This window comes from Streptomyces marincola, from assembly GCF_020410765.1.
Lineage (GTDB): Bacteria > Actinomycetota > Actinomycetes > Streptomycetales > Streptomycetaceae > Streptomyces > Streptomyces marincola.
On the sequence record NZ_CP084541.1, the window covers coordinates 4,906,148 to 4,923,917 of the forward strand.

General features: G+C 72.8%; 17 protein-coding genes. 9 read left to right on the forward strand and 8 right to left on the reverse strand.

What is annotated here, in order from left to right:
* Nucleotides 1-83: 83 nt before the first annotated feature.
* Nucleotides 84-1,574, forward strand: coding sequence for a sensor histidine kinase (locus LC193_RS21645; RefSeq protein WP_226078844.1), 1,491 nt, complete (start codon nt 84-86; stop codon nt 1,572-1,574).
* A gap of 230 nt (nt 1,575-1,804) precedes the next feature.
* On the opposite strand, the gene LC193_RS21650 is transcribed toward LC193_RS21645, so the two are convergent.
* Nucleotides 1,805-2,062, reverse strand: a complete 258-nt coding sequence (locus tag LC193_RS21650; RefSeq protein WP_086158113.1) for a WhiB family transcriptional regulator — start codon at nt 2,060-2,062, stop codon at nt 1,805-1,807.
* A gap of 336 nt (nt 2,063-2,398) precedes the next feature.
* Nucleotides 2,399-3,367 (reverse strand): diacylglycerol/lipid kinase family protein, encoded by a 969-nt coding sequence (locus LC193_RS21655; RefSeq protein ID WP_226076669.1) that lies wholly within the window; start codon nt 3,365-3,367, stop codon nt 2,399-2,401.
* A gap of 62 nt (nt 3,368-3,429) precedes the next feature.
* Between LC193_RS21655 and LC193_RS21660 the strand changes: the two genes are divergently transcribed.
* The gene (locus LC193_RS21660; protein ID WP_226076673.1) at nt 3,430-3,864 is read left to right on the forward strand and encodes a hypothetical protein; all 435 of its coding nucleotides are present in this window, start codon (nt 3,430-3,432) and stop codon (nt 3,862-3,864) included.
* 36 nt (nt 3,865-3,900) lie between these two features.
* Here the strand turns inward: LC193_RS21660 and LC193_RS21665 are convergent, their stop codons facing one another.
* The 3 genes from LC193_RS21665 to LC193_RS21675 all read right to left on the reverse strand — a co-directional run bounded on the left by LC193_RS21665 (nt 3,901) and on the right by LC193_RS21675 (nt 5,988).
* Nucleotides 3,901-4,878, reverse strand: coding sequence for an RNA polymerase sigma factor SigF (locus tag LC193_RS21665; protein ID WP_404819553.1), 978 nt, complete (start codon nt 4,876-4,878; stop codon nt 3,901-3,903).
* A complete protein-coding gene (locus LC193_RS21670; protein ID WP_086158109.1) occupies nt 4,803-5,216 on the reverse strand; it encodes an ATP-binding protein in 414 nt (137 codons plus the stop codon). Before LC193_RS21670 ends, LC193_RS21665 begins: the two co-directional genes overlap by 76 nt.
* A 142-nt stretch (nt 5,217-5,358) precedes the next feature.
* The gene (locus LC193_RS21675; RefSeq protein ID WP_226076678.1) at nt 5,359-5,988 is read right to left on the reverse strand and encodes an NUDIX domain-containing protein; all 630 of its coding nucleotides are present in this window, start codon (nt 5,986-5,988) and stop codon (nt 5,359-5,361) included.
* Between the two features lie 159 nt (nt 5,989-6,147).
* On the opposite strand from LC193_RS21675, the gene LC193_RS21680 reads away from it, so the two are divergent.
* The 3 genes from LC193_RS21680 (at nt 6,148) to LC193_RS21690 (ending at nt 11,607) form a co-directional block, all read left to right on the forward strand.
* Nucleotides 6,148-8,442, forward strand: a complete 2,295-nt coding sequence (locus tag LC193_RS21680; protein WP_226076680.1) for a HelD family protein — start codon at nt 6,148-6,150, stop codon at nt 8,440-8,442.
* 227 nt (nt 8,443-8,669) lie between these two features.
* On the forward strand, nt 8,670-9,935 hold the full coding sequence (locus LC193_RS21685) for a cation:proton antiporter domain-containing protein (RefSeq protein WP_226076682.1): 1,266 nt from the start codon (nt 8,670-8,672) through the stop codon (nt 9,933-9,935).
* Between the two features lie 313 nt (nt 9,936-10,248).
* Nucleotides 10,249-11,607: a cation:proton antiporter gene (locus LC193_RS21690; protein ID WP_226076685.1), complete on the forward strand. Its 1,359-nt coding sequence runs from the start codon at nt 10,249-10,251 to the stop codon at nt 11,605-11,607.
* A gap of 157 nt (nt 11,608-11,764) precedes the next feature.
* On the opposite strand, the gene sodN is transcribed toward LC193_RS21690, so the two are convergent.
* Nucleotides 11,765-12,160, reverse strand: a complete 396-nt coding sequence (gene sodN, locus LC193_RS21695; RefSeq protein ID WP_086158105.1) for a superoxide dismutase, Ni — start codon at nt 12,158-12,160, stop codon at nt 11,765-11,767.
* A gap of 163 nt (nt 12,161-12,323) precedes the next feature.
* Between sodN and sodX the strand changes: the two genes are divergently transcribed.
* Complete coding sequence (gene sodX, locus LC193_RS21700; RefSeq protein ID WP_086158104.1) at nt 12,324-12,737, forward strand: nickel-type superoxide dismutase maturation protease; 414 nt, start codon at nt 12,324-12,326, stop codon at nt 12,735-12,737.
* Here sodX and LC193_RS21705 read toward each other — a convergent pair.
* Complete coding sequence (locus tag LC193_RS21705; protein WP_226076686.1) at nt 12,650-13,270, reverse strand: CGNR zinc finger domain-containing protein; 621 nt, start codon at nt 13,268-13,270, stop codon at nt 12,650-12,652. The genes sodX and LC193_RS21705 overlap by 88 nt on opposite strands.
* Nucleotides 13,271-13,369: 99 nt before the next feature.
* On the opposite strand from LC193_RS21705, the gene LC193_RS21710 reads away from it, so the two are divergent.
* Nucleotides 13,370-14,134, forward strand: a complete 765-nt coding sequence (locus tag LC193_RS21710; protein WP_226076687.1) for a class I SAM-dependent methyltransferase — start codon at nt 13,370-13,372, stop codon at nt 14,132-14,134.
* Between the two features lie 75 nt (nt 14,135-14,209).
* Here LC193_RS21710 and LC193_RS21715 read toward each other — a convergent pair whose 3' ends face one another.
* On the reverse strand, nt 14,210-15,406 hold the full coding sequence (locus tag LC193_RS21715) for an NAD(P)-dependent malic enzyme (RefSeq protein ID WP_226076688.1): 1,197 nt from the start codon (nt 15,404-15,406) through the stop codon (nt 14,210-14,212).
* Between the two features lie 418 nt (nt 15,407-15,824).
* On the opposite strand from LC193_RS21715, the gene LC193_RS21720 reads away from it, so the two are divergent.
* The gene (locus LC193_RS21720) at nt 15,825-16,757 is read left to right on the forward strand and encodes an ABC transporter substrate-binding protein (protein ID WP_226076689.1); all 933 of its coding nucleotides are present in this window, start codon (nt 15,825-15,827) and stop codon (nt 16,755-16,757) included.
* Complete coding sequence (locus LC193_RS21725) at nt 16,754-17,707, forward strand: amino acid ABC transporter permease (protein WP_404819470.1); 954 nt, start codon at nt 16,754-16,756, stop codon at nt 17,705-17,707. Before LC193_RS21720 ends, LC193_RS21725 begins: the two co-directional genes overlap by 4 nt.
* Nucleotides 17,708-17,770 lie beyond the last annotated feature (63 nt).

Here is a 17,770-nt window from a genome sequence, read left to right on the forward strand (position 1 = left end):
TCGCGCTCCCGCCCCGCGAGGGGCGCACGGCGCACCCCGGTGCTCCGGCCGCGCACGCCGGTAAGCTCGCCGGTGTGCCCTCCATGAACGACCTGGTCCGCCAGCACACCGACCTGTCCGACGACGACCTGGACTGGCTGCACCTGCTGGTGTCCGAGTGGCAGCTGCTGTCCGACCTGTCCTTCGCGGACCTCGTCCTGTGGCTGCCCACGAGCGACGGCACCCGCTACGTCTCCGTCGCGCAGATGCGGCCCAACACGGGCCCCACCTCCTACCAGGACGACATGGTCGGCCACCTCGTGCCGCGCGGCCGGCGCCCGCTCCTCGACGTCGCCCTCGACGAGGGCAGGATCGTGCGCGAGGGCGACCCGGAGTGGCGCGAGGAGGTGCCGGTGCGGGTGGAGTCCATCCCCGTGCGCCGCGAGGGCCGGGTCCTCGGCGTGATCGCCCGCAACACCAACCTGCTCACCGTGCGCACCCCGAGCCGCCTGGAGCTGACCTACCTCCAGAGCGCATCCGACCTCGCGCAGATGATCGCCGGCGGGGCGTTCCCGTTCCCGGGCCAGCAGGTCGGCATGGACCGGGCGCCGCGCGTGGGCGACGGCTTCATCCGGCTCGACGCCGAGGGGATCGTGCAGTACGCCAGCCCGAACGCGCTCTCCGCCTACCACCGGCTCGGCCTGGCGGCCGACCTCGTGGGCCTGCCGCTCGGCCCCACCACGGCCGAACTCGCCCCCACCAGGGGACCGGTGGACGAGTCGCTGGTCAAGCTCGCCAGCGGCTGGGCGCCGCGCGAGGCGGAGATCGAGGGCAACGACTGCGTCATCCAGCTGCGCGCCATCCCGCTCAAGCCGAAGGGGGAGCGCATCGGCTCGCTCATACTGCTCCGCGACGTCACCGAACTGCGCCGCCGCGAGCGCGAGTTGATGACCAAGGATGCCACCATCCGCGAGATCCACCACCGGGTGAAGAACAACCTCCAGACGGTGGCCGCGCTGCTGCGGCTCCAGTCCCGCCGCATCGGCGCCGCCGGTGACAGCAGCGCGCGGGCCGCCCTCGACGAGGCGGTCCGGCGGGTCGGGTCGATCGCCATCGTGCACGAGACGCTGTCCCAGAACCTGGACGAGCGCGTGGAGTTCGACGAGATCGCGGACCGGGTGATCACGATGGTCGCCGAACTCTCGCCGGACGGCCGGGTCACCGGCCGCCGCACCGGGCGGTTCGGCATCCTGGACGCCGAGACCGCCACCCCGCTGTCCATGGTGCTGACCGAGATTCTCCAGAACGCACTTGAACACGCCTTCCCCGCGGGGGAGCGCGGTGCGATCGAGGTCAACGCGACCCGCACGAGCACCGCCCACGGCGCCGGGCGGCTACTGGTCTCCGTGCGGGACGACGGGCGCGGCCTGCCCGGGACGTTCAACCCGCGCAGCGACGGCAACCTCGGCCTCCAGATCGTGCGGACGCTCGTGGAGGGCGAGTTGGGCGGCGTCTTCGACATGGCGCCGGCGCCGGGCGGCGGCACCCGCGTGGCACTCGACCTGCCGCTCGACCGGCACGGGTCCAGGCGCTGAACTCCGGTGGCCGGGCGCGGGTGACGCGCTCTGCGCGCCGGCGCGCGCGGCGTTCGCGCCCGGCCGCACGCACGTGAACGCCGCGCACACGAACGCCGAGGCCCGGACCGCGTGACGTGGTGTCGCGGTCCGGGCCTCGGCGTTGGTCGCGGCGGGCACCCGGTGGGGTGTCGCGCATGCTGCGGCTCGGGGCAGCGGGTGACGGTGGTCCCAGGGCACGCCCTGAACGGTCAGGCGCTGGCCTTGCGGGCCCGGTTGCGAGCGGCGCGGCGCTTCATGGCACGGCGCTCGTCCTCGCTCATTCCGCCCCAGACACCGGAGTCCTGCCCGGACTCCAGAGCCCACTGCAAACACTGCTCCATGACGGGGCAGCGGCGGCAGACGGCCTTGGCTTCCTCGATCTGCAGCAGCGCGGGACCGGTGTTGCCGATGGGGAAGAACAGCTCGGGGTCCTCCTCGCGGCAAACGGCGTTGTGACGCCAGTCCATGTCTGCTCCATCTCCTGCACGTTGCAGTTACATTGCTTGTGAATGTGAACGCTTTCACGAATCCCCAGACAAAGAACGGGTCGTCGCGCAGGCATCTTCTGTGAGGACCTTCGCTGCGGAACCCGCAGGGTCTGGGGGGATTCGGGCTCTCAAGGGGGCCGAAGTCTGTCCCGGCCGTCCCGATCGCCATGTAGAGACTCGCAAACCTGGGGCGCGGATACAACCCCCTCCGGAAAGTTTTTTTTGAATCCTTGGTGTCGCCTAGCTCACAGCCCTACTTCCCTCGGGTGGAGCCTGCACTAAACGTTCGACTGGAAGGAGTTTGCGGGATTCCGCTCACACAATCACACGCAGTGCACGGTGTACGCCTGTGAAGGTCACACTCGTACGCAGCCCGAGGTGGTCACCATCAAGCTGAAACGGCTGTGGAGCCTGCGATTGCAAGGTGAAGTCCGCTTCGTCGTGCAGGGCCACCACATGCTTGCCGCGCGGCCCGCGCTCGGGCGAGCTGCGCAGCAGCTGGGTCGCGTACCGCGTCACCGCGGCCGAGGAGAGCCGGGTGAGTCCGAGCAGGTCGAGGCCGGTGTCGAACGAGGCGCGCGGCGCCGCGTACATCGGCCGGTTGCCCAGGAACGTCCAGGGCGCCGTGTTGCAGACTATGGCGAGCGCCAGGCCGGCCACGGGCTCGTGGCCCGCGCGCAGCAGCTCGATCGAGCCGTGCGTGCGGTGCGGGTCGCCGAGGAACTGCCGCAGCGCCTGCCGCACGTACAGCGCGTGCGTGGACCGCTTGCCGCGTTCCCGCTGGGACTCCACCCGGCCCACGACCCCGGCGTCGAAGCCGAGGCCGGCGTTGAACGTGAACCAGCGGCGCGGGACTTGCTCGTCCGCGCTGCCCGGCGTGCCGGTCGCCAGGCCGAGCCCGACGGCGCGTTCCGAGCCCGCGTGCAGGGCGTCGAGCAGCGCGCCGGTGGCCTCGACGGCGTCGTTGGGCAGGCCGAGGGCGCGCGCGAACACGTTCGTCGAACCCCCCGGCACCACCGCGAGGCGCGGCAGGTGCCCCGTGTCGGGGCCGTGGTGCAGCAGGCCGTTGACGACCTCGTTGACCGTGCCGTCCCCGCCCAGCGCGATCACCACGTCGGCCGAGCCGCGCTCGGCGGCCTCGCGGGCCAGCTCCCGCGCGTGGCCGCGGTAGTCGGTGGCGGCGACCTCCAGCTTCAGGTCGCTCGCGAGCGCGTGCGTGAGCACGTCACGGGTCCGCGCACTGGTGGTGGTGGCGACGGGATTGACCACGAGAAGTGCGCGCATGGAAGGCAGAGTACCCAGGCCACGGCGGTGGGGGAGGCCACGGAGGGCTATACCCTTGCGGGGTGAGCGAGAACAGCACCGAGGAGAGCGGCCCCGCCGTCACCGGGCGTCCGCGGACGGTCACCATCGCGGCCGTGCTGAGCGGGCTCCAGGGCGCGGCCGTCGGGGCGTTCGGCGCGGCGATGCTGCTGCTCGCCGTCGCGGGCGACCCGGACGACAGGACCCAGGCGCTGACCGGCGCCGTGACGGTACTGGCCCTGGCCGCGCTGCCCCTCGCGGCGGGGCACGGGCTGTGGCGGCTGCGCCGCTGGAGCCGCAGCCCGGCCGTGCTGACGCAGCTGCTCGCCGTGCCGGTCACCTGGACCCTGTTCCGCAGCGGCGGCATGTGGCCGCTCGCGGCCGTCGCGCTCGGCGGCTCGGCGGTCGCCGCGTTCCTGTGCCTGGTCAACCCCGCGTCCACCGCGGCACTCGGGGTCGGCCCGCGCCGGACGGCCTGACGGCGTTCTCCGGCGGGCCGCGGCCCCCGCCCGCGCTCACTCCTCCACGAGCAGCTTCTCGCGCAGCTGGGCGAGGGTGCGGGCCAGCAGCCGGGAGACGTGCATCTGCGAGATGCCGACCTCCTGGGCGATCTGCGACTGCGTCATGTTGCCGAAGAAGCGCAGCATCAGGATCTTCTTCTCGCGGGGCGGCAGCTCTTCGAGAAGCGGCTTGAGGGACTCCCTGTACTCCACGCCTTCGAGCGCGTCGTCCTCGGCGCCCAGGGTGTCGGCCACGGCCGGCGACTCGTCGTCGGTGTCCGGCACGTCGAGGGACAGCGTGCTGTAGGCGTTCGCCGACTCAAGCCCCTCAAGCACGTCCTCCTCCGAGATGCCGAGGCGCTCCGCCAGCTCGTGCACGGTCGGCGCGCGACCGTGCTGCTGGGACAGCTCGGCGGTGGCCTGGCTGAGGGAGAGCCGCAGCTCCTGGAGCCGCCGCGGCACCCGGACCGCCCAGCCCTTGTCCCGGAAGTGCCGCTTGATCTCGCCGACCACGGTGGGCGTGGCGTACGTCGAGAACTCCACGCCGCGCTCCGGGTCGAACCGGTCGACCGACTTGATCAGCCCGATGGTCGCGACCTGCGTCAGGTCGTCCAGCGGCTCGCCGCGGTTGCGGAAGCGGCGTGCCAGGTGCTCGACGAGCGGCAGGTGCATGCGCACCAGGCTGTTGCGCAGCTCGGCGCGCTCGGCCGAGCCGTCGGGCAGGGTCCGCAGCTGGATGAAGAGATCACGTGCCGCGCCCCGGTCGTGCGGGTCGGGCCTGGCCCGCCGGGGCGGTGCCCCGGCGGGCTCCGGCTGCTCCGGAATGGCGGCCCCGGCCGACTCCCCGCGGGGTGGTGCGGCCTGTTCCACGTCGTTCACCTCGGCCCCCTCATCCCGTGGCGGCCCCTGCGCGCCGGTCACGGCGCTCCGGGGGCTGCGCCGCGCTTCTTGTGCAGGCTGATGCTGACCGTCCTGTCCTCTCCGACGGTCGATTCGACCTCACCCGCGAGCGCGGTCAGCACGGTCCAGGCGAAGGTGTCCCGCTCCGGCGCGTGGCCCTCCGTGGTGGGCGCCGAGACCGTGACCCGCAGGGCGTCACCGACCAGGGTGAAGACGCATTCGAGGACGCTGCCGGGGATCGCCTGCTGAAGCAGGATCGCGCACGCCTCGTCGACGGCGATGCGCAGGTCCTCGATCTCGTCCAGGGTGAAATCCAGCCGGGCCGCGAGACCGGCCGTGGCCGTCCGCAGCACGGACAGATAGGCACCCGCCGCCGGCAGCCGGACTTCCACGAAGTCCTGCGCTCCGGGCTCACCTGGGATGGGGGACACCCTCACCTCCACAGAGACTCATATTGACTGAGCGCTCCCGGGCTGTGCCGAGATGCCCGGGCGCCTTGCGACGCTACCGCGATCCACGGCGTGCTGTCGCCCGGCGCGGATGCGGTGCAACCCTCCGGTCACCTCGGCTGTATTACTCATCGTAATGCATCCGGTGCGTACTGTGGCCGTGCGGGAGGCGCCAATTCCTTGAATTCTTCGCGACGTTGCGCTTGCGTGCCGCGATGATCGCGATGGTACTGCCCCCGCGCGCGCCGTGCGCCGCCGACCGGTCGGGTCCCAGGTCCCAGGCCCAGCCGTGCAGGCCGAGGCCGACGTCGCCGGCCAGGGCGCCGCGGATGACGCCGTCGGCGGAGGCCACGCTGTTCGCGGGGAGTTCGCCGACGGGGATCCAGCGGGCCTCGTCGTGCTTGTGCGGCTCGGCGTTGCGCAGGGTGCCGTGCCAGCGCCTCGCGAGGAAGACCACCGTGAGGAACGTGAGGAGGCCGTCGCGCGTCCCCGCCTCGCGCCTGCCGTGGGCCACGTGGGCCAGGCGCAGGTCGGCCGGGTCGACCACCAGCCCTGTCTCCTCGGCCAGTTCGCGCACGGCGGCGGCGGTGACCGGCTCGCCCGGGTCGCACTTGCCCACCGGAAGGTCCCACAGGCCGCCGCCGAACGGGGCGCCGGGGCCGCGGCGCAGCAGCGCGACGCGGTCGCTCCCCGGGTCGTGCACGATCACCGCGGAGGCGAGCATGGTGGAGGCGGCGAGGGTCGCGTCGGTCATGGCCGCAGCCTAGACGCCGGTCGGCGTGCGCACGCGGCAATAACCCCGCCGCCCGATGCGGTGGGGTGAAGTCCGCGCTAGAGTGCTCGATTCGAAGCTTCGAATTGACCAACTGGTCGAAGAGCTTCCCGATTTCATTGTACCGGATTGAGGAGTCGCGTGTCAAAGGGCTTGGACGATGACGAGGGGGCCGCCGCGCCCGGCGCCGAACAGCGGTACGTGTCCCGGCTCTACGGGCGTCTCGACGCGTTGCGCGCGGAGACGAGGGCGCGGCTCGACGGCGTCATGGCGACCGCAGGCCCCGGGCACCAGGGGCGGACGGAGCGGGACGCCGCGGCGGCTGAACTGGCCGGTCGGCTGACGCGGCTCGACTCGGCGGAGAACGGCCTGTGCTTCGGCCGGCTGGACATGGCCGATGGCGAACGGCGGTACATCGGCCGCATCGGCATCCGCGACGACGACTTCGAGCCGTTGCTGATCGACTGGCGGGCCCCGGCCGCCCGGCCGTTCTACGCCGCCACTTCGTGGTCCCCGGAGGGCGTCGCGCGCCGGCGGCACATCAGGCTCGACGGGCGGCGCGTGGCCGGCGTCATGGACGAGGACCTGACAGGACCGGCGGGCCCCGCCGCCGACGCCGCCCTGCTCGCCGCCGTCACCGCGGCCAGGACCGGGCGCATGAACGACATCGTCGCGACCATCCAGCGGGAGCAGGACGAGATCATCCGGTCGCCGCACACCGGCGTGCTCGTCGTCCAGGGCGGTCCCGGCACCGGCAAGACCGCGGTCGCGCTGCACCGGGCCGCGTTCCTGCTGCACACGTGGCGCGAACGCCTCGCACGCAGCGGTGTGCTCGTCGTCGGCCCGACCGCGGGGTTCCTCCGGTACATCGGTGAGGTCCTGCCGTCGCTCGGCGAGACGGGTGTTCTCCTCTCCACCGTCGGCGAGTTGTTCCCCGGCGTGCGCGCCCGGCGCCCGGAGGACCCGCGGACGGCGGAGGTGAAGGGGCGCGCGGACATGGCGCGCGTCCTGGCCGCCGCCGTGCGCGACCGGCAGCGCGTGCCCGGGGCGCCCGTCGACATCGAGTACGACGGCGGCAGCGTGCGCCTGCGGCCCGCCGACTGCGAGCGCGCGCGCCTTCTGGCGCGCGAGACCGGACTGCCGCACAACGAGGCGGCGCCGGTCTTCAGGCGGGCCGCCCTCGCGGCCCTGGCCCGCGACGCGGCCGGACGGTACGGATGCGACGTCGTCTCCGGCGGCAGTCTCCTGACCGCGGAGGACCGGCGCGGAATCCGGGCGGGACTGGCCGCGTCCCCCGAGGTGGCGGCCGTGCTTGAGGGGCTGTGGCCGCGGCTGACGCCGCAGCGGCTGCTTGCGGACCTGTACGCCTCGCCTGAGCGGCTGGCCGCGGCGGCCGGCGGCATGGCGGCGGCGGACCGGGCGCGGCTGGTGCGGCCCGCCGACGGCGCGGGCTGGTCGGTCGCCGACGTGCCGCTGCTCGACGAGGCCGCGGAACTCCTCGGTGAGGACGAACGGGCGCACCGGGCGGCGCGGGCCGAGGAGGCCGCCTGGCGTGCCGAGCAGGTCCGGCTGGCGCGGGAGGCGCTCGCCATCGCCCGCGGTTCCCGGACGACCGACGCGGACGAGGACGAGGAGGCGGAACAGCTGGCCGCGTTCGACCTGCTCGACGCTGAGCGGCTGGCCGAGCGCCAGGCGGAGCAGGACACGCGTGGCGCCGCGGAACGGGCCGCGGCCGACCGCACCTGGACGTTCGGGCACATTGTGGTCGACGAGGCGCAGGAGCTGTCCGCCATGGCGTGGCGCGTGCTGGCACGCCGCTGCCCCTCCCGTTCCATGACGATCGTCGGCGACATCGCGCAGACCGGGGCGGCCGGCGGCGCGGGCCGCTCCTGGGCCGAGGCCCTCGGCCCGCAGGTCGGCACCCGCTTCCGGCAGGCGGAGCTGACCGTCAACTACCGGCTGCCCGCCGAGGTCGCGGAGGTCGCCGCCGGTGTGCTGCGGCGCATCGACCCGGCGGCGCGCCCGCCGCGGGCCGTACGCGCCGCCGGGTGCGCGCCGTGGCGGCTCGCCGTCTCCGCGGACGCGCTGGTGCCGACGGCGGCGCGGCTGGCCCGGCGCGCGTGCGAGCGCGAGTCCGAGGGGCGGATCGCGGTCATCGGTCCCGCGGCCCTGCGGCCGGCCCTCGCCGCGGCCGTCGCGGCGGCCGGGCCCCGGGACCGGATCGCCGTGCTCGATCCCGGGCAGGCCAAGGGGCTGGAGTTCGACGGCGTGCTCGTCGTCGACCCCGCGGGCATCGCCGCCGGGGTTCCGCGCGGTCTGAACGACCTCTACGTGGCTCTCACCCGCGCGACGCGCCGGCTCGGCGTCCTTCACCACCCCGGGGTACCGCCCGAACCTTTGTCGCGGCTGCGCCCGCCGCCCTGGCCGGCTCACTGATCCCGCCTGAACTCCCGCGCTGCGCATCACATGCGATCACCGTGCGGTCTCTTTTTCGCGCGAGCCAGAAGAGGTTGAACTTCTTCGGGGAAATGCCGATCGTTGCCGAGGCGTTGGGCGGGGAAACGTGACGACCGTGCCCGCGATGGCGTTGATCGGGTAACCGGTTCCCGCGATTGGCTGGAGTGCAGTTGACGCATTCATCGGATTTCCCGGTCGCCATTGTCATGGCCGATGTGGCTCTCGTGCTCATCGCCGGTTCCCTGCTGGCCCGGCCGCTGCGCCGGCTGCGGCAGCCCGTCGTGATCGCCGAGATCGCGGCCGGCATCGCGCTCGGACCCAGTCTGCTCGGGCTGCTGCCCGGCGACCTGCCGCAGACGCTGTTCCCGGACGCGGCGCGCGAGCACCTGCTCGCGATCGCGGAGGTGGGGCTGCTGGTCTTCATGTTCCTGGTCGGCTGGGAGATGGAGGGCGGCGCGCTGCGCAGGCGCCGCGGTGCCGTCGCCGCGGTGTCGCTCTCCTCCATGGCGGTGCCGTTCGCGATGGGGTTCGGCCTGGCCGCGGTGCTCTACTCACGGCACAGCGAGGTGAACGGCGAGGCGGTGCCGAGGCTGTCGTTCCTGCTGTTCCTCGGCACGGCGCTGGCGATCACGGCCTTTCCCGTGCTCGCCCGCATCCTGGTGGACCACCGCATGCAGTCCACGCCGGTCGGCACCCTGGTGCTCGCGTGCGCCGCGGTGGCCGACGCGCTGGCGTGGGCCGTGCTCGCGGTGGTCACGGCGGTGGTCACGGCGGACGGGCCCGGCGGCTTCCTGAGCATGCTGGCCGGACTCGCGGTGTTCATGGGGCTGCTGGTTTTCGTGGTGCGGCCGTGCCTCGCCCGCTGGATGCGCGGCGCGGCCGGACCCGGCCGGTCGGGCGGCGCGCTGCTCACGGTGGTGTTCTCCGGGCTGCTGCTCAGCGGCTGGGCCACCTCGTGGATCGGGGTGGACGCCATCTTCGGCGCGTTCGCGTTCGGCCTCGTCACCCCGAGGGAGCCGCGCGAGGTGCTGCGCCGGCGGCTGAGGGAGCCGCTGGAACGGACCGGCGGGCTGCTGCTCCCGGTGTTCTTCGTCGTCACCGGGCTCTCGGTCGACCTGGGCGCGCTCGGACCGTCCGGGGCGCTCGAACTGCTGGCGATCATCGCCGTCGCGTGCGCGGGCAAGTTCCTCGGCGCGGGGGTGCCCGCCCGGCTCTCCGGGTGCTCCTGGGCCGAGACGCGGCAGGTCGCCGTGCTGATGAACACGCGCGGACTGACCGAACTCGTCATCCTCAAAGTGGGCATGGACCTCGGTATCCTGGACGAGCGGATCTTCACGATGATGGTCGTGATGGCGCTGGTGACCTCGATGCTGGCCGGCCCGCTGCTGCCCCGGCCGGGCACCGACCCTCCCACCGGCGCGCGCGTGGTGCCTCCGGCGCCCGCGCACGACGACCGGCGCGCCGTGTCCTGACGCGCCCCTCCACGCGCCTTCCGCCGGGCGTGACGCGACGGCGCGCCGGGGGACCGGTGGTGAACGGAATGCTTCTTTCCCCCTCGCGTTCCGCTCGGAACCGACCGGGCTTTGATTGCTCAGCGCTTTTGTCGGCTGCGAGACTATCCGGGACCCCTTTCCGCCGTTTCTCCGCCGTGCGCTTCCTGTTCGGTTCCCGCCCCTTCTTCTCGCCCCCTCGGCTTCCCCACGGCTTTCCGCGGCTTCCCCGCGTCGGTACGCGCGCCTTTCGCGGCCGCGGTTATCCGTCATGCCCTTCCGGGAAGGAGTTCCCATGCCGTCGGCCGCCTCCGTGGTCGTCCCCATCGCGCACCACGAACTGCTGGTGCTGCTCCTGCAAATAGGCGTGCTGCTGCTCGCCGCGATCCTCCTGGGCCGGCTCGCCCAGCGGTTCGGCCTGCCGCCCATCGTCGGCGAGCTGTCCGCGGGCGTCCTGCTCGGCCCCTCCCTGCTGGCGAACGTCGCGCCCGGCCTCGGCGAGTGGCTGTTCCCGCAGGAGACCGGCCAGATGCACCTGCTCGACGCCCTGGGCCAGCTGGGCGTGATCCTGCTGGTCGGCTTCACCGGTATGCACGTGGACCTGGGACTCGTGCGGCGCCAGGGCTCACGGGCCGCCGCGGTGAGCGTCGCGGGCCTGGTGCTGCCGCTCGGCCTCGGCATCTGGCTCGGCCTCTCGCTGCCCGACCGGCTGCGGGCCGAGGACGCCGACCCGTTCGTCTTCGCGTGCTTCGTGGGCGTCGCGATGTGCGTCAGCGCCATCCCGGTCATCGCCAGGACGCTGCTCGACATGGGGCTGATCCACCGCAACATCGGCCAGTTGATCCTGGTCGCCGGGACCATCGACGACGCCGTCGGCTGGGTGCTGGTCTCGCTGGTCGCCGCCATGGCCACCACGGCCGGGCTCACCGGGGGAGACGTCCTGACCTCGCTCGGGCACCTGGGCCTGGTGATGCTGGTCGTGCTGACCGTCGGCCGGCTGATCGTCCGGGTGGCGATGAACGCGGCGCTGCGTTCCGGCGTGCGCGGCATGCCCGTGGTCGTGGCGGTCGTACTCGTGGTGCTCTCGGCCGCGGGCACGCAGGCGCTGGAACTTGAGGCGGTCTTCGGCGCGTTCCTCTGCGGCGTGCTCATCGGCGCGAACCGCGGCATCGACATGCGCTCGCTCGAACCGCTGAACACCACCGTCGTCACGGTGCTCGCGCCGCTGTTCTTCGCCACCGCGGGGCTGCGGATGGACCTGACGGCGCTCGGCGACCCGGAGATCGCCGCCTGGGCGCTCGCCGTGGTCGGCGTCGCCGTGGCCGGCAAGTTCCTCGGGGCGTTCGTCGGCGGCCTCTTCAGCCGCGTCACGCGCTGGGAGGCGCTGGCCCTGGGCGCGGGCATGAACGCGCGCGGCGTGATCGAGGTGATCATCGCGATGATCGGGGTCCGGCTCGGCCTGCTGACCGTCGAGATGTACAGCATCATCGTGCTCGTGGCCGTGCTGACCTCGCTCATGGCGCCGCCGCTGCTGCGCGTGGCCATGAACCGGGTGGAGCACACCGCGGAGGAGGACCTGCGCGAGCGCCGCGTCCTGGAGCTGAGCGGCGCGGTGGCCGACGAGGAGGGCCCGCCCGCCCGGGACCCCGCGTGAGCCGGGAGCGGCGGTGGGGCGAGCCCCCGCCGCTTCGGGCGGGTCCCGGCCCCGCAACGCCCGCCGCCCGGCCCGCCGACACGACGTGTCGCGGACCGGGCGGCGGGGTCGGCCCTGCGGCTTGTCGAACACCGCGGGCCGGAAGGCCGATCGGGGATCAGGCCTTCTTGGTCTCCCAGAAGATCTTGTCGATCTGGGCGATGTAGTCCAGGGCCTTCTGGCCCGTGGCGGGGTCGGTCGAGCCCTTGGCGGCGCTGAGGGCCTTGAGGGTGTCGTTGACCAGCTGGTGCAGCTCCGGGTACTTCTCGAAGTGCGGCGGCTTGAAGTAGTCGCTCCACAGCACCGAGACGTGGTGCTTCGCCAGCTCGGCCCGCTCCTCCTTGATGGTCGTGGCGCGGGCGCGGTAGTGCGGGTCGTCGTTGGCCTGGTACTTCTCCTGGATGGCCTTCACGGACTCGGCCTCGATCCTGGCCTGGGCCGGGTCGTAGACACCGCACGGGAGGTCGCAGTGGGCGCTGACTTCGACCTTCGGGGCAAACAGGCGGGAGAGCATGAAGCTGTCCTTCCTCGTGATCGTCTTCTCCCGGCCGAGATTACTCCGTGCAGGGCGGGTTTTCTCGGCCGACCCGGGGCGGGCGCCCCGGCTTAGGCCAAAAGTCCAATGCTTGACTGGGGCCGATGACGGACGATGTCCGCGGGAGCGACGAAGGAGTGCGATGAGGCTGGGGCTCGCCGAGGTCCGCAATCCCTCGATGCTGCCCACGCTGCGGCCCGGGGACCGGCTGCTGCTCGGTTACGGGGCCGCGGTGCGGCCCGGGGACGTGATCGTGCTGCGGCACCCGTTCCAGCACGACCTGCTGATCGTCAAGCGGGCCGTCGGCCGGCGCGGCGCCGGCTGGTGGGTGGTCGGCGACAACCCCGAGGTGGTGAACGACAGCCGGGAGTTCGGGCCGGTGCCCGACGGGCTCGTCGTGGCCAGGGCGCTGCTGCGGCTGCGTCCCCCGCACCGGGTGGTCAGGCCCGGCCGGCGGGGCCGTCCGCGTCAGGGTTCGCCGGTGGCGGTGCTCGCCGCGCTGCCCTCGGCGGTGCGCCCGCTGAGGGCGCGTTCGCGGCGCTTGCGCGCCCGGTAGGCCGCGACGTTGGCGCGGGTGGCGCAGCGGTCGGAGCAGTAGCGCCTGGAGCGGTTGGTCGACGTGTCGAGGTAGGCGTTGCGGCAGGGGTCCGCCTCGCAGACGCCGAGCCGGTCCACGCCGAGTTCGGTGAGCTGGAACGCCAGCCCCATGCACGCGGTCGCCGCGTAGCCCGCGGTGGCGCTCGACGGGTGCTCGGCCAGGTGCAGGTGCCAGCGGGGGCGGCCCGCGTCGTCCAGGTGGTCGTGGCCCGAGATCTGCGGGCTGGCCGGGTATTCGAGGAGGAGGGCGTTGAGCAGGTCGACGGCCCGCACCTCGTCCCCCTCGGCCGCGGCGGCGAAGACGGCGCGCAGGCGCGCCCGCACGCCGCGCAGCCGGGTCACGTCGGCCTCGCCGGCCCGGCGGGCGGCCTGCTGGGACGCGCCGAACAGGGCGCGTACGGCGTCGACGGAGGTCAGGGTGTCCCTGCCGCGCAGCGGCTCCTCGGTGTTGACCAGCCGAACGGCGAAGTCCGAGTAATAGGTCAGTTCCACTGGTGTTCCTTACGAGGGCGGGCTATGGTCATCAGCGTACTAGTAAGTGGCGTTCTCGATAGGCGACCCTTACCCGATGTGGTGCGCGGAGGCACGGACATGACCGACTGGCAGAGCTGGCAGGAGAGTTGGGACCGGCAGCAGGAGTGGTACCTGCCGGACCGCGAGGAGCGGTTCCGCGTCATGCTCGACATGGTGGAGGCGGTCGCCGGGGACCGGCCCCGCGTGCTCGACCTGGCCTGCGGCACGGGCAGCATCACCGCCCGCCTGCTGAAGCGGTACCCCGGCGCGGTCAGCACGGGCGTCGACCTCGACCCGGTCCTGCTCACCATCGCGCGCGGCACCTTCGCGGGGGACGACCGCGTCGCCTTCGTGCGCGCCGACCTCTCCGCGCCCGACTGGCGCGACGCGCTGCCGTACGACTCCTACGACGCCGTCGTCACGGCCACCGCGCTGCACTGGTTGCGTGAGGAGCCGCTGCGCGCCCTGTACGGGCACCTGGCGGAGCTGGTGCGGCCGGGCGGCGTGTTCCTGAACGCCGACCACATGCCGGACGAGTCGACGCCCCGGATCAACGCGGCCGAGCGCGCGCTGCGCGTCGCGCGGCAGGAGCGGGCGCGGACGGCGGGCGCGCGGGACTGGGTGGACTGGTGGGACGCGGTCGCCGCGACGCCCGAGCTGGCCGGGCAGGCGGCCGAGCGCTTCGCGCTCTTCGGCAGGCCGACGAAGGAGCGCAACGATCACGGCGACGACGCGGTGCCGGACGCCCGGTGGCACGCGGAGGCGCTGCGGGCGGCCGGTTTCGCCGAGGCCCGCACGGCGTGGAGTTCCCTGACCGACGCGCTGGTCATCGCCCTGCGGTGACCGGCCGCCGGCGGCGGAACGGCCCGGGGCCCGGGCGCGCGTGAAGCGCGCGCCCGGGCCCAGGACCGCGTGGGGCTACGCCCGGGCGACGCCCTCATCGCGCGCCGCCTGGGCGACGGCCGCGGCCACGGCCGGGGCGACGCGTTCGTCGAACGGCGAGGGGATCACCCGCGACGGCGTCAGCTCGTCCGCGACCACGGCGGCGAGCGCCTCGGCGGCGGCCAGCTTCATGCCCTCGGTGATCCGCGTGGCGCGCACCGACAGCGCGCCGGAGAAGATGCCGGGGAACGCGAGCACGTTGTTGATCTGGTTCGGGTAGTCGCTGCGGCCCGTGGCCACCACGGAGGCGTACCGGGCGGCGACCTCGGGGTGGATCTCCGGGTCCGGGTTGGCCATGGCGAAGATGAACGCGCCGGGCGCCATCTTCGCCACCGCGGGCTCGGGCACCGTGCCGCCGCTCACGCCGACGAACACGTCGGCGCCGTCGAGCGCGTCCGCGAGCGAGCCGGTCAGGCCGTCGCGGTTGGTCAGGTCCGCGAGCTCGCGCTTGACGTCCGTCAGGTCCGTGCGGCCCTGTTCGACGATGCCCTTGCGGTCGCAGACCACGACGTCCCCGACGCCGGCGCCGAGCAGGATCTTCGCGATGGCGACGCCGGCCGCACCGGCGCCCGAGATCACCACCCGCAGGTCGCCGAGCAGCCGGCCGGTCAGCCGTGCGGCGTTGCGCAGCGCGGCGAGCGTGACGACGGCCGTGCCGTGCTGGTCGTCGTGGAAGACGGGGATGTCCAGCCGCTCCTGGAGCTTGCGCTCGATCTCGAAGCAGCGCGGCGCCGAGATGTCCTCCAGGTTCACGCCGCCGAACGACGGCGCCAGCCGGGCGACCGTCTCGACGAGTTCGTCCGGGTCGCGGCAGTCGAGCGCGATCGGCACGGCGTCCACGCCGCCGAACTGCTTGAAGAGGATCGCCTTGCCCTCCATCACGGGCAGGGACGCCTCCGGGCCGATGTCGCCGAGGCCGAGCACCGCGCTGCCGTCCGTGACGACGGCGACGACCTGCGACTTCCACGTGTACTCGTGGACCAGGTCGGGCTGCTCGGCGATCGCGTCGCACACGCGCGCGACTCCCGGCGTGTAGGCGAGGGACAGGTCATCCGTGTCACGCAGCGGAACGGTCGCGGCGACCGCCATCTTGCCGCCGCGGTGCAGCGCGAACGCGGGGTCGATCCCCGCGTCCACCAGCTCGTTCCCCGGATTGACAATCTCCGATGCCACTGAATTGACCCCTTCGTTTCGCATCGCATGGTGAGGGTTTGGTTCCGCCTCCCGGTCGGGAGGCGCGCGGGTACCACGTCCGCCGCGGTGCGCGGCGGGCGCCGGGCGCGTTCGCACACGCGCCCCGGTCCCCGGGTGAGGGGTGATAACAATTCGTTCTACCGGATGGCGGCCAACGGCGAGGGAAGTGTTCGGTAACCGGACGGTGGCTGCCCGGACTTCGGGCGTTCACCCGCGCGCGGCCCGCGTTCGGCGCCGGTGGCGGCCCCCCGCCGTTACCTGATCTTGATAATCGGGGCGGTCGGATGAGCGTTTTCGGTGGCAGGATGCCCTGCATCGAAAAACCACACAGACGCGTGACACCCGAAGACGTGTGCCGCTTCTCGGAGACCTTCCGCCACCCCAGGAGGACCGCGCCATGACCGCCAGTGCCCCCCGCCGTCTGCGCCTGGCCGCGATCGGCGCGTTCGCCGCCACCGGCGCGCTGCTGCTCAGCGCCTGCGGCGACCAGACCGACGACGGCGGGAGCGGGGGGAGCGGCGAGGAGACCGCGGCCGAGGGCTCGGCGGAGCCGGGCGGGGACGGCACCCCGGCGGACCTGCTGCCGCAGGCCATCAGGGACGCGGGGACGATCCGGGTCGGCTCGGACATCGCGTACCCGCCGATCGAGTTCTACGACGAGAACGAGGAGGTCGCGGGCATCGACCCGGCCATCGCCTCGGCACTCGGCGAGGTGCTCGGCGTCGATTTCGTCTTCGAGAACGGCACCTTCGATGGCCTGCTCGTCGGCCTGAGCAGCGGCCGCCACGACGTCGTCATATCGGCCGTGACGGACACCAGGGAGCGCCAGGAAGGCGGCATCGACTTCGTCAACTACTTCCAGGCCGGCTCCGCCCTCCTGGTGCCCGCGGGCAACCCGGATGGCATCGAGAGCGTGGAGGACCTGTGCGGCCTCTCCGTGGCCGCCCAGCAGGGCACCGCGAACGAAGCGGTTCTCCTTGAGCAGGCGGAAACCTGCGACGAGCCGATCGACACGGTGATCAACTCGGTGGACTCCGAATCGATCACCGCGCTCCAGAGCGGCCGGGCCGACGTCCTGATCACCGACTACCCGGTGGCCCTCTACAACGAGGCGGAAGGCGGCGGCGGCGACACGTTCGAGGTCGTCGGCGAGCAGATCGACGCCGCGCCCTACGGCATCGCCGTGCCGGCCGACCAGCCGGAGCTGCGGGACGCCATCCAGGCCGCGCTCCAGCAGATCATCGACGACGGCACCTACGCCGAGGTCCTGGCCGAATGGAACGCCGAGGCCGGGGCCGTCGACGAGGCCACCGTCAACGCCGGCGAGTGACCGACGTGCCCGACCTCACCAAGGAGCCCGGGCCCGAGCCGGGGCAGGACAGCGTTCCGCCGGAGGCCATCGTCGCGATCCCCGTGCGGCACTGGGGCCGCTGGGTCGGCGCGCTCGTCGTGTGCGCGCTGCTGGCCTGGCTCGCCTGGTCGTTCGTGAACTCCGACATCCGGTGGGAGGTCGTCGGCGAGTACCTGACCTACGACCGCATCGTCGAGGGCGCGGCGAACACGCTGTGGATCACCGTGCTCTCCATGCTGATCGGCCTCGTGCTCGGCATGCTGCTCGCGGTGATGCGGCTGTCGGACAATCCGGTGCTCTCGAACGTCGCGTGGGGCTACATCTGGTTCTTCCGCGGCACGCCGGTCCTCGTCCAGCTCGTCCTCTGGTACAACCTGTCGATCATCTTCGACACGATGAACTTCGGGTTCTACAAGGACGAGACGAACGACATCATCACGCCCTTCGTCGCCGCCCTCCTCGGCCTCGGTCTGAACGAGGCCGCCTACATGGCGGAGATCGCCCGCGCCGGCATCCTGTCGGTCGACCACGGGCAGACGGAGGCCGCCCAGGCCCTCGGCATGAACAAGGCGAAGACGACGCGCCGCATCGTGCTGCCGCAGGCGATGCGCGTGATCATCCCGCCGACGGGCAACGAGTTCATCAACATGCTGAAGACGTCCTCCCTGGTCTCCGTCGTGCAGTTCGAGGACCTGTTCTGGGCCGCCGACATCGTCGGCTCGCGCGGCAACCTGGTGATGGAGCTGTTCGTCGTGGCGACCGTCTGGTACCTGATGCTGACGACCGTGTTCAGCATCGGCCAGTACTACCTGGAACGGCACTACGCGAAGGGCTCCGACCGCGCCCTGCCGCCCACGCCGCTGCAACGGATGCGCGCGCACCTGACGAGCTTCAGGACCAAGAGCCAGGTGGGAGGGACGACGGTATGAGCGGGACGCCTGACCGCGCCGGGGGCGCGGCGGACGGCGCCGGCGGGGACCGTGCCGGTGAGG

Bases quoted from the DNA above. Each gene is read 5' to 3' on its own strand.
- LC193_RS21645 (WP_226078844.1), top strand. From the start codon at position 84: ATGAACGACCTGGTCCGCCAGCACACCGACCTGTCCGACGACGACCTG.
- LC193_RS21650 (WP_086158113.1), bottom strand. From the start codon at position 2,062: ATGGACTGGCGTCACAACGCCGTTTGCCGCGAGGAGGACCCCGAGCTG.
- LC193_RS21655 (WP_226076669.1), bottom strand. From the start codon at position 3,367: ATGCGCGCACTTCTCGTGGTCAATCCCGTCGCCACCACCACCAGTGCG.
- LC193_RS21675 (WP_226076678.1), bottom strand. From the start codon at position 5,988: ATGACCGACGCGACCCTCGCCGCCTCCACCATGCTCGCCTCCGCGGTG.
- LC193_RS21685 (WP_226076682.1), top strand. From the start codon at position 8,670: ATGGCCGATGTGGCTCTCGTGCTCATCGCCGGTTCCCTGCTGGCCCGG.
- LC193_RS21690 (WP_226076685.1), top strand. From the start codon at position 10,249: ATGCCGTCGGCCGCCTCCGTGGTCGTCCCCATCGCGCACCACGAACTG.
- sodN (WP_086158105.1), bottom strand. From the start codon at position 12,160: ATGCTCTCCCGCCTGTTTGCCCCGAAGGTCGAAGTCAGCGCCCACTGC.
- sodX (WP_086158104.1), top strand. From the start codon at position 12,324: ATGAGGCTGGGGCTCGCCGAGGTCCGCAATCCCTCGATGCTGCCCACG.
- LC193_RS21710 (WP_226076687.1), top strand. From the start codon at position 13,370: ATGACCGACTGGCAGAGCTGGCAGGAGAGTTGGGACCGGCAGCAGGAG.
- LC193_RS21720 (WP_226076689.1), top strand. From the start codon at position 15,825: ATGACCGCCAGTGCCCCCCGCCGTCTGCGCCTGGCCGCGATCGGCGCG.